The following is a 17,500-nucleotide window of genomic DNA, read 5'->3' as shown; positions in this document are numbered from 1 at the left end:
CCATACAATTTTTTCTCAAATTTATTTATAATGAGCTTTTTCCTCCCATACCGATTTTTCGTTTTCATATATAGTTTGTATTTAAGCCTTTTTGTATTGAGAAAGTCTTTTTCAACTTAATAAAGCGTTTACACTAAATCTTACATTTGTTACGATTTAATCACCCCCAGCTCCCTTGTATAGACTTCGTGATGTCTGATCATTTTATCTAGACGTTTCACACGTCTAGATTCATTTTGATTTATTGGCGTATGCCTTTAAATATATCTTTTATTTTGAAAGGAGAAATGGCTATGAGGTCTCAAAAATTCACACTGCTATTACTATCCCTACTACTTTTCTTACCTCTTTTTCTCACAAATTTTATTACTCCAAATCTCGCATTAGCAGATTCACCAAAGCAAAGTCAAAAAATTGTTGGGTACTTTCCTTCGTGGGGCGTTTACGGACGTAATTATCAAGTTGCTGACATTGATGCATCAAAACTTACTCACCTTAACTATGCTTTCGCGGATATTTGTTGGAATGGAAAACATGGAAACCCTTCTACTCATCCTGATAATCCAAATAAACAAACGTGGAACTGTAAAGAATCTGGTGTACCATTGCAAAATAAAGAGGTTCCTAATGGTACTCTCGTACTCGGGGAACCATGGGCTGATGTTACCAAATCGTATCCTGGCTCAGGGACAACTTGGGAAGATTGCGATAAATATGCCCGTTGCGGAAATTTCGGGGAACTAAAACGATTAAAAGCTAAATATCCTCACTTAAAAACAATTATTTCCGTTGGTGGCTGGACTTGGTCTAACCGCTTTTCTGATATGGCCGCTGATGAAAAAACAAGAAAAGTATTTGCTGAATCTACAGTAGCTTTTCTTCGCGCATATGGGTTTGATGGCGTAGATTTAGACTGGGAATATCCGGGCGTTGAAACGATTCCTGGTGGTAGTTATCGTCCTGAAGATAAACAAAATTTCACTCTCCTTCTTCAAGACGTCCGAAATGCTTTGAATAAAGCAGGTGCTGAAGATGGCAAACAATATTTACTAACAATCGCTTCAGGTGCAAGTCAACGCTACGCTGATCATACAGAACTAAAGAAAATTTCTCAAATACTCGATTGGATTAATATTATGACATATGATTTCCACGGCGGATGGGAAGCTACTTCTAATCATAATGCAGCTCTATATAAGGATCCAAATGACCCAGCAGCAAATACGAATTTTTACGTAGATGGTGCTATAAATGTTTATACAAATGAAGGTGTTCCAGTCGATAAACTAGTATTAGGCGTACCCTTTTACGGACGTGGCTGGAAAAGTTGTGGCAAAGAAAATAACGGACAATATCAACCTTGCAAACCAGGTAGTGATGGGAAACTTGCTTCTAAAGGTACTTGGGATGATTACTCTACCGGTGACACAGGTGTGTATGATTACGGTGATTTAGCAGCCAATTACGTTAATAAAAATGGTTTTGTACGCTACTGGAATGACACAGCTAAAGTACCTTACTTATATAATGCAACTACAGGCACATTTATTAGCTACGATGACAATGAATCTATGAAATACAAAACAGACTATATAAAGACGAAAGGTTTAAGTGGAGCAATGTTTTGGGAACTAAGCGGAGATTGCCGTACAAGTCCAAAATATAGTTGCAGTGGTCCAAAATTACTTGATACGCTAGTAAAAGAATTACTTGGTGGACCTATTAGTCAAAAAGATACTGAGCCACCAACGAATGTTAAAAACATTGTAGTTACGAATAAAAGTTCAAACTCAGTTCAATTAAACTGGACTGTATCTACTGATAACGTAGGAGTTACGGAATATGAAATTACTGCTGGAGAAGAGAAATGGAGTACAACAACAAATAGCATTACAATTAAAAACTTAAAACCTAATACGGAATACAAATTTTCGGTAATTGCCAAAGATGCTGCTGGAAATAAATCACAACCTACCGCTCTTACTGTCAAAACGGATGAAGCTAATACGACACCTCCTGATGGAAATGGTACTGCTACATTTTCAGTCACTTCAAATTGGGGCAGCGGTTATAACTTCTCGATTATAATCAAAAATAATGGAACGACTCCTATTAAAAATTGGAAATTAGAATTTGATTATAGCGGCAATTTAACACAAGTTTGGGATTCTAAAATTAGTAGTAAAACAAATAATCATTATGTAATTACGAACGCAGGATGGAATGGTGAAATTCCTTCTGGTGGATCTATTACAATTGGCGGTGCAGGAACAGGTAATCCTGCCGAACTTTTAAATGCCGTCATTAGCGAAAACTAGACGTAATATCCATTAATTACTTCAATAAAGTTTGAATTTAGGTTTGAGCAATACCTCCTAAATTCAAACTTTTAATTTTATGAAAAATCAAAAATATCACAATAACCTATTATAATTATATTTAATTTTTAATATGAAGTTTATATGAAGTTCATTTGAATTTTACATGAATTTCCTTTAATTTCTATTGTCTTCCTATAATATCCATATTATCCTTTACATAAAGGAATTATTTTTATTCCATTTTGAACTATCTATATATATAAAGAAAGATAGTCACCTGTTAGGGAAAGGCTTTCGTATTATTATAAATATAACAAAAGAAAAAGCACGCTTATAAGCGCACCATAAGAGTGCTTCTTCATACAATTCTCATGTAAGAGTTCTCGAAAATCATGTTAATCACAAAGAAAAGGCATTAGCTCATAAAAGCTAATGCCTTTTCTTTATTCATATTGTTCAGCATTCCAATCTTCTATATTCCATACTTTTGTTATCCACGATTCATAGAAAGAAGGTTCATGTGAGACAATTAAAACCGTTCCTTTGTATTGTTGTAACGCTTCCTGTAAAGCCATCTTAGTTTCTACATCCAAATGATTAGTCGGTTCGTCTAAAATTAAAACATCAGCTTTTTCTATTTTTTCATATAAGGAGCTAACACACTTAAAATCTCTTCTTTATCCTTTTTTAATTCGAGTGATGTTAACATATCCATCGTTCTCGGCCTAGGTAATTTCACTTGTACCTCGCCAACTATTGACGCTGGTCTTTGAGATAAAATAAATACGCGATCTGAAAGCAAGATTGCCTCATCTAAGTCATGTGTCACCATAACGATTGTTTGCTTTTCTTGATGCCAAGAGTTTAAAAGCCAGCTATGTACTTCCATTTTTGTAAATGCATCTAATTTACCAAAAGGCTCATCAAGCAGCATAATTGGCTTTTCACATAAATATGTGCGCAGAAAACTAATTCTTTGACGCATACCACCAGATAATTCATCTGGATAATGGTCTGCATATTCATCTAGTTCGAACTGCTTTAATGCTTCCATTCCTTCTGTCAGCCTTTGTTTTTTCGGCTTTCCTTCAATTTCTAACGGAAGAACGATATTTTGCAAAGCTGATCGCCACGGTAGTAATAAATCTTGTTGTGGCATATAACTAACAACATCTTGCTCTTGTACTTGCTTATCGTTATACGTTACGTTCCCGCTTGTTGGTTTTTCAACATTTGCAATCATGTTTAATAATGTGCTTTTCCCGCAACCACTCGGTCCTACAAAGGAAACAAACTCTCCCTCTTGTATAGAGGCACTAATATTCTCTAATACATTCTTTCCGTCGAAAGATTTCACTATATTTTTTATTTGTAATCCGCTCATTTTTCACTTGGAAGGAATTCATTTGTAAAAGCATCTTTTACATCGATTTTCTTTTTAATAACTTTGTTGTCATATAAGAAATTCATGTAATTCGTCCAAATTTCTTCCTTCTGTACTCCCCATGCTTTAGCATCATCTTGATACTTCGTACTTAACCATTTTTGGCTTTCTTGAACTAAATCTTTATTTACATCTGGAACAGCTTTAATTAAAATATCAGCAGCTTCTTTCGGTTCCTTAATTGCAAAATTATAACCTTCTGTCGTTGCACTCATAAACTTTTTCACAAAGTCTTTATCTTGCTTCGTATGTTTTTCACTCGTAATAATAACAGGACTATAGAAATCAAGCGCTGGATCTAAGTCCTTCACCATAATCGTATTTAACTCTTTTCCTTGACGCTTCGCTTCAATCCCATCCCAACCGTAATAAATCCATTCAAAATCTGCATCACGGCCAATTGATTTAAAGAAATCTGTTTGTCCTAAGATGATTTTTTCAACTTTATTAAAATCAGCTTGATGTTTATCCATAATCGTCTTTAATGTCGCTTCTTCCGCTGGTCCTCCCCAGCCGCCGTAACGTTTACCTTCAAAATCTTTCGGTGACGTCATATTATCTTTCTTAAGCGATGCAAACGCTGAAGTGTTATGCTGAATAATCGCTCCTACAGATACAACAGGAATTCCTTCTACACGAGCTAACGTTACATTTTCTTGTGCGCTTATTGCGAAGTCTGCTTTTCCTGATGCTATCATTTGCTCTGCTGTTACATTGTCACCTGGTTGAATAATTTCTACATCTAATCCTTGCTTTTTGTAATAATCTTTCGTTTGCGCTACATACAAGCCAGTATGATTCGTATTTGGAAACCAATCTAATACTACTTTTACTTTTTGATCTTTACTTGCACTTTCTTCTTTCTTCGCCGGATTACATCCAGCCACACCTACCGCTACTAAGGCAGCTAACATAACTTTCAAACCTTTTTTCATTTTCTGCCGTCCTTTCTATATATCCATGGTGCTGTTATTCTTGCCATAAACTCTACGATAAAATACAGGCATAATGTCACCATAACGATGATTGCTGCAACCCCAAATACTCGGGCAGTCAAAAAGGATTTTGTAGCCCTCGTAAGCATAACGCCTAATCCTTCACTTGCACCGAGCCATTCTCCGATAATTGCCCCCATTACGCTATATGTAACTGCAATTTTTAAACCTGAGAAAAAGTATGGAAGTACTGCTGGAAATTTTACTTTCTGGTAAACTTGCCATTTTGTCGCCTTCATTGTTTGTAACAGTTTCAGCATGTTTTTATCTACTGTTTGAAAACCTTCTAAAATACTAAGCGCAATTGGGAAGAAACAAACGAGTATTACGACCATTACTTTCGGCAACATCCCATATCCAAACCAAATAATAAATAGCGGTGCAAGTACAACAATTGGAATTGTTTGCGAAATAACAAGCAATGGATTTATTAAAATACGAAATAACGGTATAACGTCCATAATAATTGCGATGCTCGTCCCCAATAAAATTGCAAAAAATAGTCCAATTATAACTTCCTGCAGTGTTTGCATCGTATTTGGTAATAGTAAATCTTTCATCCCAATTAATTCTTGAACAATGGCAGAAGGCTTTGGTAAAATCCACGGTTCGATTTTAAATAATGAAACAGATCCTTCCCATATCGCAATGAGAAGGATAAGCCAAATAGTTGTAATAAGTTTAGATTGCTTCTGGTTTTGCATATTCATCACGGTACTTCCAAACCTTTTCATCTATCGTTACACCAGTGCTTGGACGATAATGGATTTTAATAGAAGTAATCACTTCTTCTGCTCCAGCATCGACGCAAGCTTGTTGCGCACGTTTAACGACATCAAGAAGTACATCTAATTCTCCTTCCAAAGTTGTTTCCATTGCCCCTACTTCATAACGAACTCCCGATTGTTGCACAACTTCAATTGCTTTATCGACAACAGAATATACATCTTTCGTTTTTGCTTGTGGTACTACTGAAAATGACATTGTAACTTGTTGTGACATAATAAAATCCCCCTTATAAAAATAAATTTCAAAAATAAGAAAAGGCTTTCCTACTGCGTAGGAAAGCCTTGTATGCAAGTTATTACAGAATAACATATGCTACATCACTTTAAGTAACTCCCTACGCTGGCATTATCCAGATCAGGTTGAGGGTCGATGTTTACTTACATCCTCTCAGCCAATTGGCTCCCCGGTCCTTAATTCGTTTTCATTGTAGCATGATTTATTTTATTGAACAAACAAAAGCATGCATAATCATTTCATTATTTTTGGAAAATAACCAACTTTTTCACCATGAGCTAATAACTGCTGAATAAATTCTTTATTAATTGCTGGTACTATCAATTCTTTTTTCTTAATCCATTTATTCGTTCTACGCGTACCCATTACAATTTCAGATTGCTGCGCTCCATCTCCTGCAACTTGAGAAGCAATTAACTCTGCTATTACTTCATTTCCCTTCGCTAATGCAAGTCCGGTATTTACATATTCTGAAAGTGGAACCATTTCAAGATTGTATCCACACTCTCCAATTAGCTGTATAAATTGTTCAAACTCAATTTGATGTGGATGACAAATATGTAACGTCTCTCCTATAATTTGCGCATCTTGCAAATACGATACAATTGATTTACTAGCAAAATCAATTGGTGTGAAATCAACTTTCCACTTCACATTTGGTGCTTTCCCAATTAATAGCATTGTTTTAATAAGACGATAAAATGCGTTTCCTTCAATATTTTGTTGGAACGAACCTGTTTCTGAATGACATGCTAAATTACCTGCACGATAAATATTTCCACGCAAACCATTTTTCATTGCTTCACGAACAATGTTTTCCGCTTGTAGTTTACTATTTGAATATACATTCTCTAAGTCTACACTGTAATTAAAATCACCAGTTTTCATGTATGTATCCCATTGATCTACCGCTAATTCTAACGGGATACCAATTGTAGAAATAAAATGGAATGTAGCACCTTTCTCCGCTAATGTTAGCATACGGCTAGTTCCTTGGACATTTATATTTTCAAATTGTTTTACATCTCCAAAATGTCTTACATCTGCACCGCAATGAATTATCGTATCCATCTTAGAACTGATGAACATAAATTCTTCTTCGCTCATCCCAAGATACTCTTCTCCAAGATCACCAGCTACGGCCTGTATACGCTGTAACCATTCTTCACATATATCATTAAAGTAGCCTGTTAATGTATCTATAATTCTTTGCTGCACATCTTTAGTTGGTCTTACTAAACAATAAATAGTAGCAGATGTATCTCTCAACAATTCATATAATATGTGTGATCCTAAATAACCAGTAGCTCCTGTTAAAAAGACATTTGAAATCTGGTTTTCTTCCAAAACGTTTGCATACGTGATAGTATCTGGTTCGTGAATCACTTTATATTCACGAAATACTTCTTCTTTCTCTACTTTTACTTCTCGCTCAATTCGAGCTAATCCATATATCGTTCTTTCTTTAAAGAAATCTTGAATTGTTAAATGTGAGAAATCTTCTTTTAACAATGTTAAGACTCGTAATACTTTTAATGAATGTCCACCAATTGTAAAGAAATCATCATGCACTCCAACTTTTGAAATTCCTAATACTTCCGCCCAGGCGTTCGCTATTTGTTTTTCTGCTTTATTAGAAGGTGCAACATATTCTTGTAGCCGACCCGGTTCATACTTTTCTTCTAACTGAGCTAACTTCTTAACATCAATCTTTTTATTAGGTGTAAGTGGTAATTCATTAATATAAATTAGTTTAGATGGCACCATATAATCTGGTAATTGCTCTTGTAACTGATAAACTAATTCTGGTATTTCTTTTTTATTTAAAGTTGTATAGAACGCGATTAAATATTGGCTACCTTCCTTACTCTTCTTAGCAAAAACAGCATTTTCTTTTATATTATGATTTTGAGAAATTTTACTTTGGATTTCGCCTAGTTCAATACGATGTCCTCTAATTTTTACTTGATCATCTTTCCGATGTAAAAACTCTATATTTCCATCCTCTAGCAGCTTAACGATATCACCTGTTTTGTATATATTAACTATAGGATTAAAAGGGTTCGGAATAAAAGCTTCAATTGTTTTATTAGGCTTATTAAAATACCCTTTTGCTAATCCCACTGAATCTATATATAATTCACCAGGTACACCAATTGGACAAAGATTCATATTCTCATCCAAAATCATAACTTGATAATTAGCACATGGTTTACCAATGGGAATACTCGCAACATCCTCATTTAACTGACTAGGTATTTTATAGGTTGTCGTCACTACAGTACATTCTGTCGGTCCGTATACATTATGAATTTCAACATTTGTACCTATTCTTTCTCTCCACAATTTAATAACCTCTACAGGCAACATTTCACCGCCAATCGCAATTCTTTTTAGGGAAGCTAGCTTATATATATCTTCTTCTGCTAAATAAGTTGCTACTTGTCGAACAAAAATTGTTGCTAATGCCAAGATTGAAGTTGCTTTCACTTTATAGATTGCATTTGCAAATGCTTCTACAGACAATCGCTCTTCCTCTAATAGTACATATAAGTTTCCTCCACAGAATAAAGAAGCAAATGACTCCCATACAGAAGCATCGAAACTAAAGGAAGGAAATTGGGCAAATACATCCTCTTCTGTCAATTCATATTGCTTTTTCATCCAAGTATACAGATTGACAACGCCTCTATGTGCTAACATTGTTCCCTTTGGATTCCCTGTTGAACCAGATGTATAAATCATATAAGCTACATCATCACAATGAATAGACAACTTTACATCTGTATCTTCATAAGTTTCACTATCATACATTGAAACTGTTTGAACCCCATCACATGTTATAGGCGTCTCTTTCATCAATATAACTTTCGCTTGGCTATCTTGAATAATGTACTGTATTCTACTTTCCGGATAATCTGGATCAATCGGAACATACGCTGCACCAGCTTTTAATATAGCTACCATACTTACTACTGTGTCTATGCTACGTTTCATAAATATTCCAACATAGTCTCCTAACTGGACGCCGTTTTTAATTAACATACGAGCTATTTGATTACTTTTTTTATTTAGCTCCTCATAAGTTAAAGTACCTTCCCTTGAAGATAAAGCTATACGATTTGGAAATTGAGTAACAGTATTATAGAACATATCGACGATACTTTTCTCAGGATATACTGCTGTCGTATCATTCACTTGACTATAAAGTGCCATCTCGGCCTCTGTAATAATATTAAAATCATTTATATGATTATTCTTATTTTGTGATTTATTAATTAAAACACCTTGTATTTGTTGTGCATAACGAGTAATCGTTGTCTCTTTCCAATTAACACTATTAAATATTATTTCTACACTTTGCATATTTTTACTAAATACAAATTGTAATGTATTCGTGTCTTGTAGCTCATAATATGTTTCACCAATAATAATAGGTGACATTTCATATAACGTATTACCGTTTTGAAACTCTTCTATTTCTTCCTCATTCATTTCTTTAATTTGCTCCAGTTGCTCTTCAATTTGTAAATTTAAACTTTCATAGGAGAGAAAATTAGAAACTTCAATAGTAATCGGAAATAAACTTCCTCTTACATGATAAAGCACGACAATATGTTTTTCTTTAGAAATATGATATAACCACGTTGCAGTCGCTCCTATTAAATCTACAATGTGAGTCAAATTTGAAAACAGTTCCGTTTTCCTTTTTATCCTAAGTTCTGTTCCTTGCACATCTTTAGGTATTTTAATACTTCCTTCTACTTTTCCTAAAAATTCTTTTACCATCTCATTATAAGAAATTGCTAATTTCATATTTATGTAAATTCCTCTCTTAAATATAATAAAGGTGTGAAAATTCACACCTTTTTCATCCCTTATTAAAGGGCAGATTCGTTCAATTCATAATCAGTAGCGGAGATACCCCCTTGATTAGAATTGAACTTTCTCCTTATTCGCTTTTAAACTCACCAATAAGCTCTTGTAATTCCTGAGAAAGCCAACTTAAAGAAGTCGCTAATTCTGCAATATCTTGTACTGATATTTCTTGCTCTTTCATGCTTTCTTCAACATTACTACTGCTGTTGGCATAAGTATTTGCAATATGTGATAATTCATTTACGACTTGAACGATATTCTGGCTATTTTGTAAAATATCACTCGAATTACCAGAAACAGCTTTTACTTGATCTGTAACAGATTGCGCTGATTTTGAGATTTTTTCAAAGAAATCACCGCTACTTTGAACAAGCGAAATTCCAGTTTCTACTTCTCTTGAACCTTTTTGCATGGAAACTACAGCATCTTCTGTCTCAGCTTGTGTTTCACCAATTAATTTCGCTATATCTTTAGCAGACGCTTCCGTTTGTTCTGCTAATTTTCGTACTTCATCAGCAACAACTGCAAACCCTCTTCCAGCTGCTCCAGCACGTGAAGCCTCAATAGAAGCATTTAAAGCTAATAAATTTGTTTGATTTGAAATACCTGTAATTACAGTTACGATATCACTAATTTCTTTTGACCTTGTTTCTAACGAATAAATGATGGAAGATAAATCTTGTACTGCATTTTGGATTAAACTCATTTGATTAATAATTTGTCCAATCACTTCATTACCTTCAATTGAATGTTGTTCCATACCTTCAGAAGCAACCGCAACTTGTTTTGCAGCCCCAGTTATTTCTTCTACCTTATCTTCCATTCCATGTACAATTCCTAAACATTGTTGTACTGAAGTTTTTTGAGACTGTGCCCCTACTCTTAAACCTTCAATAGAACTTGCAATCTCTTGAACTGCCATGCTATTTTCCTCTGTACTCGCCGACAATTCTTGTGAAGAAGAAGAAACTTGCTCAGCAGTTTGCCTTACTTTATCTATAATCCCTTTAAATTTTTCAATCGTGTTATTGAAATAAACATTAATAATTCCAATATCATCTGGTCTTTCTTTTAATTTAATACTTAAGTCACCTTCACCAATTTTACGTAACCCTTCTCGTAAATCTTTTAATGGAGCTAACGAGTGACGCACGATAAAGAATTGAGTAATAGTCGCAATTGCTAATGAAATAATGATAAAGAGTAAGCCCTGTATCATAAACTTCTCTTTTGTAATAGGAACAATGGAAGCATCTAAGTCAGCCGCAATAATTGCAACAATATTGTTTTCTCCATCTGTAATTGGTTCTAATATTGTCACCCACGAACCTATTTCATCTTCATATACTTCTGTCATTTGAGCCTTTTTCGTATCAATCACTTTATCGTATGCCTTCATCCAATGAGCGGGTTGTTCATAATAATCTCCCGGCTTTATAGGAAACGCATTTGTTAACTCTGTAGTCAAACCAACGAGTTGTAATTCTCGCTTTTCATTCGGCTTTGCTCCTGTAACATACGTTTGTCCAACGCTTTTCAATTCTTTTGACACTTCATCTAATTTCTCTGTTAACTTTTCTTTTTTCACTTTTTCGGCTGTAGGATCTTTCGCCATGTCTCTAACTAATTCTACATCCAGTTTTTTCAATACTATTTCTCCTGTTTCAATAGACTGCCCTTCAAATAAAGACATCATACTATTTTGAAACATATTGAAACTTAATGCACCCATACTTCCAACAAGTGTCAAAATAACTAATACGGTTAATAAGACGTTCTTTTGAAGGAACGATAACTTATGCCAATATTTTTTCATTAATATCCACCTTCCTTAATCAACACAAACAAAAAAACAAAATATATGGATATTTTGTTTGAAAATGTTTCTCAATATGTTCGAGAATAAAAAAAAGCCAATGTAAAAGCATTGGCCAAGACCAACCCTATCCGTCCGGTAACTGGCTAGCGTAGCCTTTCGACCTTAGCTCCTGTAGTTTTGCGTCCTCATGTTTCCATCAGTTTGCCTTTCTCGCTGAACGAGTTGAACGATATGGGAGTTCTATGAGAATTAATTTATTCTCTTTCAAAGATTACAACATATAAATCAAAATGTCTACTTATTTAGAGATATAAATACAAATTTTTAATGCATTGCTTTTTCAAAATAATTTCAAAAAGTACGTGAATGTTACTTTTTTTGTGTTATATAATAAAAAATGTATAAATAACAAGGATTTCTTCGGGTATTTATTTGATTTTCATTCAAATTAAACTATTCGAATATATCTTAACTAATGAATTTCGGAGGTAGTTTATCATGTTTTGGCTACAATTTCTTACCTTGTTACTCTGTATTTTTATTGGTGCACGCCTAGGCGGAGTTGGTTTAGGAGTAATGGGTGGAGTTGGTATGGCAATACTCGTTTTTGTCTTCCACCTACAACCAACCGCGCCTCCTATCGATGTAATGCTTATGATTTTGGCAGTAATTACAGCTGCTGGTGCTTTGCAAGCTGCTGGAGGAATGGACTATCTTGTTCATCTAGCTGAAAAAGCATTGCGAAAAAATCCAAAGCGTATTACTTTTTTTGCTCCAATTGTTACTTATTTATTCACACTATGTGCAGGTACTGGTCACGTTGCCTATTCTGTACTTCCTGTTATTGCAGAAGTCTCTCGTGAATCAGGGATTAGACCGGAACGCCCAATGTCGATTGCCGTAATCGCTTCTCAGCAAGCAATTACAGCTAGTCCAATTTCAGCTGCCACAGTTGCTCTTTTAGCAATGTTAGCTGACTATAAAATCACTTTATTAGATATTTTAAAAGTGAGTATTCCTTCTACTTTCATTGCTTGTATGTTAGCAGCATTTGTTGCTAGTAAGATGGGAAAAGAATTAAATGAAGACCCTGAATACTTAAAACGATTAAAAGAAGGAATGATTCCTAAGCTTGAAGAGAAAAAAGAATTTGTAGGTGTAAAGGGCGCAAAATTATCAGTTATCCTTTTCCTTGTAGGAACCTTCCTTGTTGTACTTCTTGGTTCATTTGAAGCACTTCGTCCAGGATGGATAGTTGATGGGAAGTTAGCTCGTCTTTCCATGCCGAATACAATTGAGATGGTTATGTTAACTATCGCGGCTCTTATTATTATTTTCTGTAAACCAAATGTAGAAAGCATTGTGTCTGGTAACGTCTTTAAAGCGGGGGCAACAGCAGTTGTTGCTATTTTCGGTATCGCTTGGATGGGAGATACTTTCTTTAATGGAAACTTAAATATGATTCAAGGATCCATTCAGCATTTAGTAACAAGTGCACCTTGGCTATTTGCCATCGCACTATTCATTCTATCTATTTTACTGTACAGCCAAGCAGCAACTGTTCGTGCCTTAATGCCACTTGGACTATCTCTTGGCATTCCACCAGCGCTACTGATTGCTATGTTCCCTGCAGTAAATGGATATTTCTTCATTCCAAACTATGGAACAATCGTTGCTGCTATTAACTTTGACCGTACTGGTACAACAGGTATCGGTAAATACGTATTAAATCATAGTTTTATGATTCCTGGCCTAATTGCAACATTTACTTCTATCGGAATTGGAATGCTCTTAATTTCAATTATGTTTTAAAGAAAAAGCACAAACCTTTATTTAAAAAGGTTTGTGCTTTTTTAATCAAATGTTTGTTTAAATTTTGGGGCAGTCTATTTCTCCATGTAGCACTTAAAATACTACACGTCCTTCCCTACAAACTTCTCTTTACTTCTTCAGCTAATTTTCTCGTACTTTCATACGCAGATTCAGCTAAACTAATTGCTGAAATAACTGAAACACCGTCCGCACCCGCTTCTATAACTGCCGCTGTATTTTCAATTGTAATCCCACCAATACCAACGATTGGCACTGTAATTCCTTGTTCTCTAAAATAGGCTAATCCTTTCGTTCCTTGAACCGCTTTCGTATCTTTTTTCGTACTCGTTGGGAAAATAGGTCCAACGCCTAAATAATCTGCTCCATTTTCGATTGCAAAGCGTGCTTCTTCAATTGTATGAGCAGATACGCCGATAATTTTATCTCCCATTTTTTCACGAACAGATGTAATTCCTTCATCATCTTGTCCTACATGAACACCATCTGCATCTAATTCAATGGCTAATTCTACATCATCATTTACAATGAAAGGAACACTATATTCCTTACAAAGCGTCTGCAATTCTTTTGCAAAGCGCACTCTATCTTCTCCGATTAAAGAACCTTCCCCCTTCTCGCGAAACTGAAAAATTGTCACTCCACCATCTAACGCTTCTTTCAATACAGCTAAAGGATCCCTCGTGCAGTTATTACTTCCCATAATAAAATACACTTGCAATAGCTTAGACATTTTATCTATTTCAATGCGTGCCATTTCTTTCACTCCCTCTTACTCTAACTCCTCAATCTTTCCATACTTCTCAATATCACCAGAAGTAGTATTCGCTAACTGATTTAAAAATTCAATTTGGAAACTACCAGGTCCCTTTTCCACGGTCTTAGCAGCTGCCAGTTCCGAAGCTACACCATAAAACGTTAATGCTGCTACTGCTGCTTTTACATAATCTTTTTCCACTGCTACAAATGCTCCTATTACAGAAGTTAGTAAACAACCTGTTCCCGTAACTTTCGTTAAAATAGGGTGACCATTTCGAATAACAATAGTTCTCTCTCCATCTGTAACAACATCTTCTTTTCCAGTAATGACCGCAACTGTATTTAGTTCATCTGCTGCCTGCCTTGCAATACTTACAACATTTCCATTTCCAGTACCAGCGTCTACCCCTTTAATTTCCCATTTCTCATTAATAACATTTGCTATTTCAGCTGCATTTCCGCGGATAATTGCTAACTCAATTTCAGCCGGAATATGTCTCGCAACTTCTGTTCGATACGAAGTTGCTCCTGCACCAACTGGATCAAATAGTACTGGCACATTGTTCGCATTTGCTGATTTACCCGCGAGTAACATCGCTTCTACTTCTTCAGGACGAAGTGTCCCCATATTTAATACTAACGCTCCAGCAATGCTAGCCATTTCTGCTACTTCTTCTTTCGCATACGCCATTACAGGCGATGCCCCAAGTGCCAACAAACCGTTAGCAGTAAAATTTGTTACAACAACATTTGTAATATTATGAACAAGCGGATTAGATTCTCTCACCAAATCCACTACTTTACTAATTTCTTTCATATTCATCCTTTTCATCTCCTAACTATAATGATGGGAGATACACAAAAAGACACTTTGCGCGTACGCAAAGTGCCTGAATATGTGCTTTTACACTCTCCCTACGCTGGCATTATCCAACAGGTTCAAATGGTCAATGACGGACTAGTAGCCATACTCTCAGTTTGTATCCACAAACTCCCATGTGTTTCTTATTCATCTACTTCAAAGTCTACTCTTATTCTAGTAAAATAACAAGTTCTTTACTTTTCTATTTGATATAGAGGCAACTGATAAAGTGAAACTTTAATCAGTTGGGATTTTGTTAACTCCATTAAAAACAGCTGAAATATGGAGCGAAACTGAATCTCAAGAAGATGTATGCTATATTTAACTTATGGAAATTTGAAAGGATGTTTTTAATATGTCAAAAAGCGTTGTAATCGCTGAAAAACCTTCCGTTGCACGAGATATTGCTCGTGTACTGAAGTGTGATAAAAAAGGAAACGGCTATCTTGAGGGTAGTAAATATATTGTAACTTGGGCTTTAGGCCATCTCGTTACATTAGCAGACCCAGAAAGCTATGATGTGAAATATAAAAAGTGGAATTTAGAAGATTTACCGATGCTACCGGAGCGTTTGAAATTAACGGTTATTAAACAAACTGGGAAACAATTCAATGCTGTGAAAAGCCAGCTACTTAGAAAGGATGTAAATGAAATTATTGTAGCGACAGATGCTGGACGTGAAGGAGAATTGGTCGCTCGCTGGATTATTAATAAGGTTCGCATTAATAAACCGATCAAACGTCTATGGATTTCATCTGTAACCGATAAAGCAATTAAAGATGGTTTTGCAAATTTAAAACCAGGTAAAGCCTATGACAATTTATACGCTTCAGCAGTTGCACGTTCAGAAGCTGACTGGTATATCGGTCTTAATGCAACTCGTGCTTTAACGACTCGCTTTAATGCCCAGTTAAATTGCGGCCGTGTACAAACCCCTACTGTTGCTATGATTGCTAGTCGTGAGGATGAAATAAAGAACTTCAAAGCACAAACTTACTACGGCATCGAAGCTCAAACAATGGAGAAGCTCAAACTTACTTGGCAAGATGCAAATGGCAATAGCCGTAGTTTTAATAAAGAAAAAATCGATGGTATTGTAAAACGTTTAGATAAACAAAATGCTACTGTTGTGGAAATTGATAAGAAACAGAAGAAGTCATTCTCTCCTGGTCTTTACGATTTAACTGAATTGCAACGTGATGCGAATAAAAAGTTCGGTTACTCTGCTAAAGAAACATTAAATATTATGCAAAAATTGTATGAACAGCATAAAGTACTAACGTACCCTCGTACAGATTCACGCTACATTTCATCTGATATCGTTGGAACACTTCCAGAACGTCTAAAAGCATGTGGTGTTGGAGAATACCGTCCCTTCGCACATAAAGTATTACAAAAGCCTATCAAACCTAACAAATCATTTGTTGATGATAGTAAAGTAAGCGATCATCATGCGATTATTCCAACAGAAGGATACGTTAACTTCTCAGCATTCACAGATAAAGAACGCAAAATTTATGATTTAGTTGTAAAACGTTTCTTAGCTGTGTTATTCCCGGCATTCGAATATGAGCAACTAACGTTACGCACAAAGGTTGGCAATGAAACGTTCATTGCGCGCGGAAAAACAATTCTACATGCCGGTTGGAAAGAAGTATATGAAAATCGCTTTGAAGATGATGATGTAACTGATGACGTAAAAGAGCAACTTCTACCTCACATTGAGAAAGGCGATACATTAGCTGTAAAGTTAATTATGCAAACATCAGGTCAAACAAAAGCACCTGCACGATTTAACGAAGCGACTTTACTTTCAGCAATGGAGAATCCTACAAAATATATGGATACGCAAAATAAACAACTTGCTGATACGTTAAAATCGACTGGTGGATTAGGTACTGTAGCGACACGTGCAGACATTATCGACAAGCTATTCAATTCATTCTTAATTGAAAAACGCGGTAAAGATATTCACATTACTTCAAAAGGTCGCCAGTTACTTGATTTAGTACCAGAAGAATTAAAATCTCCTACACTAACTGGTGAATGGGAACAAAAACTTGAGGCTATCGCAAAAGGTAAATTGAAAAAAGAAGTATTCATTTCTGAAATGAAGAACTATACGAAAGAAATCGTTTCTGAAATTAAATCAAGCGATAAAAAATATAAACATGACAACATTTCAACGAAGTCTTGTCCAGATTGCGGTAAACCAATGCTAGAAGTAAACGGCAAAAAGGGAAAAATGCTCGTATGCCAAGATCGTGAATGTGGTCATCGTAAAAATGTATCTCGTACAACAAACGCTCGCTGTCCGCAATGTAAGAAGAAACTAGAATTACGTGGTGAGGGTGCAGGACAAATCTTTGCATGTAAATGTGGCTATCGCGAGAAATTATCAACATTCCAAGAAAGACGTAAAAAAGAATCTGGAAACAAAGCTGATAAGCGCGACGTTCAAAAATATATGAAACAACAGAACAAAGAAGAAGAACCATTAAACAACCCGTTCGCAGAAGCATTAAAAAAATTAAAATTTGATTAAACAAAAAGGTTCCTACCTCTATC

The 17,500-nt window shown here is 35.3% G+C and carries 11 protein-coding genes, 1 pseudogene and 3 riboswitches; of the genes and pseudogenes, 3 read left to right on the top strand and 9 right to left on the bottom strand.

All coding sequences use genetic code 11. The annotated features are described in order from the left end of the window. Positions 1 to 293 precede the first annotated feature (293 nt). Positions 294 to 2,318 (top strand): glycosyl hydrolase family 18 protein, encoded by a 2,025-nt coding sequence (locus GBN91_RS22385; RefSeq protein WP_152122375.1) that lies wholly within the window; start codon positions 294 to 296, stop codon positions 2,316 to 2,318. 446 nt (positions 2,319 to 2,764) lie between these two features. Here GBN91_RS22385 and GBN91_RS22380 read toward each other — a convergent pair. The 7 genes and pseudogenes from GBN91_RS22380 to GBN91_RS22350 form a co-directional block, all read right to left on the bottom strand. Then, positions 2,765 to 2,959, bottom strand: a pseudogene (locus GBN91_RS22380) (P-loop NTPase family protein); the annotation flags it as partial. Next, positions 2,956 to 3,705, bottom strand: a complete 750-nt coding sequence (locus GBN91_RS22375) for an ABC transporter ATP-binding protein (protein ID WP_000016084.1) — start codon at positions 3,703 to 3,705, stop codon at positions 2,956 to 2,958. The gene GBN91_RS22375 and the pseudogene GBN91_RS22380, both read right to left, overlap by 4 nt. Continuing rightward, on the bottom strand, positions 3,702 to 4,700 hold the full coding sequence (locus GBN91_RS22370; RefSeq protein ID WP_000715573.1) for an ABC transporter substrate-binding protein: 999 nt from the start codon (positions 4,698 to 4,700) through the stop codon (positions 3,702 to 3,704). The genes GBN91_RS22375 and GBN91_RS22370 overlap by 4 nt, the downstream gene beginning before the upstream one ends. Further along, positions 4,697 to 5,470, bottom strand: coding sequence for an ABC transporter permease (locus GBN91_RS22365; protein ID WP_001057166.1), 774 nt, complete (start codon positions 5,468 to 5,470; stop codon positions 4,697 to 4,699). Before GBN91_RS22365 ends, GBN91_RS22370 begins: the two co-directional genes overlap by 4 nt. Further along, complete coding sequence (locus GBN91_RS22360; protein WP_000082906.1) at positions 5,442 to 5,762, bottom strand: MTH1187 family thiamine-binding protein; 321 nt, start codon at positions 5,760 to 5,762, stop codon at positions 5,442 to 5,444. The genes GBN91_RS22365 and GBN91_RS22360 overlap by 29 nt, the downstream gene beginning before the upstream one ends. A 101-nt stretch (positions 5,763 to 5,863) precedes the next feature. Continuing rightward, positions 5,864 to 5,965, bottom strand: a riboswitch (TPP riboswitch). A 52-nt stretch (positions 5,966 to 6,017) separates the two neighbouring features. Then, positions 6,018 to 9,599, bottom strand: a complete 3,582-nt coding sequence (locus GBN91_RS22355; protein WP_152122373.1) for a non-ribosomal peptide synthetase family protein — start codon at positions 9,597 to 9,599, stop codon at positions 6,018 to 6,020. A gap of 136 nt (positions 9,600 to 9,735) precedes the next feature. Further along, on the bottom strand, positions 9,736 to 11,478 hold the full coding sequence (locus tag GBN91_RS22350) for a methyl-accepting chemotaxis protein (protein WP_152122371.1): 1,743 nt from the start codon (positions 11,476 to 11,478) through the stop codon (positions 9,736 to 9,738). A 134-nt stretch (positions 11,479 to 11,612) separates the two neighbouring features. Next, a riboswitch (cyclic di-GMP riboswitch) is annotated at positions 11,613 to 11,697 on the bottom strand. Between the two features lie 282 nt (positions 11,698 to 11,979). Between GBN91_RS22350 and GBN91_RS22345 the strand changes: the two genes are divergently transcribed. Next, entirely contained in the window at positions 11,980 to 13,293 is a 1,314-nt protein-coding gene (locus tag GBN91_RS22345; RefSeq protein ID WP_000498704.1) for an anaerobic C4-dicarboxylate transporter family protein, read from the top strand. Positions 13,294 to 13,408: 115 nt separating this feature from the next. Here GBN91_RS22345 and thiE read toward each other — a convergent pair whose 3' ends face one another. Then, complete coding sequence (thiE, locus tag GBN91_RS22340) at positions 13,409 to 14,068, bottom strand: thiamine phosphate synthase (RefSeq protein ID WP_000090960.1); 660 nt, start codon at positions 14,066 to 14,068, stop codon at positions 13,409 to 13,411. Positions 14,069 to 14,083: 15 nt separating this feature from the next. Then, the gene (gene thiM, locus GBN91_RS22335; RefSeq protein WP_016121778.1) at positions 14,084 to 14,893 is read right to left on the bottom strand and encodes a hydroxyethylthiazole kinase; all 810 of its coding nucleotides are present in this window, start codon (positions 14,891 to 14,893) and stop codon (positions 14,084 to 14,086) included. Positions 14,894 to 14,965: 72 nt separating this feature from the next. Further along, positions 14,966 to 15,078, bottom strand: a riboswitch (TPP riboswitch). 209 nt (positions 15,079 to 15,287) lie between these two features. Here thiM and topB point away from each other — a divergent pair. Then, a complete protein-coding gene (gene topB / locus GBN91_RS22330; protein ID WP_152122369.1) occupies positions 15,288 to 17,477 on the top strand; it encodes a DNA topoisomerase III in 2,190 nt (729 codons plus the stop codon). The last annotated feature ends 23 nt before the right edge of the window (positions 17,478 to 17,500 follow it).

The organism is Bacillus sp. B1-WWTP-T-0.5-Post-4 (genome assembly GCF_009183795.1).
In the GTDB taxonomy this organism is placed as follows: Bacteria; Bacillota; Bacilli; order Bacillales; family Bacillaceae_G; genus Bacillus_A; species Bacillus_A cereus.
Note: the sequence above shows the minus strand (reverse complement) of the source record. Positions and strands in the feature narration are given on the sequence as shown.

Excerpts from the sequence above, each read along its gene's own strand:
- topB (WP_152122369.1), top strand. The coding sequence starts at position 15,288 with ATGTCAAAAAGCGTTGTAATCGCTGAAAAACCTTCCGTTGCACGAGAT.
- GBN91_RS22345 (WP_000498704.1), top strand. The coding sequence starts at position 11,980 with ATGTTTTGGCTACAATTTCTTACCTTGTTACTCTGTATTTTTATTGGT.
- GBN91_RS22365 (WP_001057166.1), bottom strand. The coding sequence starts at position 5,470 with ATGAATATGCAAAACCAGAAGCAATCTAAACTTATTACAACTATTTGG.
- GBN91_RS22360 (WP_000082906.1), bottom strand. The coding sequence starts at position 5,762 with ATGTCACAACAAGTTACAATGTCATTTTCAGTAGTACCACAAGCAAAA.
- GBN91_RS22355 (WP_152122373.1), bottom strand. The coding sequence starts at position 9,599 with ATGAAATTAGCAATTTCTTATAATGAGATGGTAAAAGAATTTTTAGGA.
- GBN91_RS22385 (WP_152122375.1), top strand. The coding sequence starts at position 294 with ATGAGGTCTCAAAAATTCACACTGCTATTACTATCCCTACTACTTTTC.
- thiE (WP_000090960.1), bottom strand. The coding sequence starts at position 14,068 with ATGGCACGCATTGAAATAGATAAAATGTCTAAGCTATTGCAAGTGTAT.
- thiM (WP_016121778.1), bottom strand. The coding sequence starts at position 14,893 with ATGAATATGAAAGAAATTAGTAAAGTAGTGGATTTGGTGAGAGAATCT.
- GBN91_RS22370 (WP_000715573.1), bottom strand. The coding sequence starts at position 4,700 with ATGAAAAAAGGTTTGAAAGTTATGTTAGCTGCCTTAGTAGCGGTAGGT.
- GBN91_RS22350 (WP_152122371.1), bottom strand. The coding sequence starts at position 11,478 with ATGAAAAAATATTGGCATAAGTTATCGTTCCTTCAAAAGAACGTCTTA.
- GBN91_RS22375 (WP_000016084.1), bottom strand. The coding sequence starts at position 3,705 with ATGAGCGGATTACAAATAAAAAATATAGTGAAATCTTTCGACGGAAAG.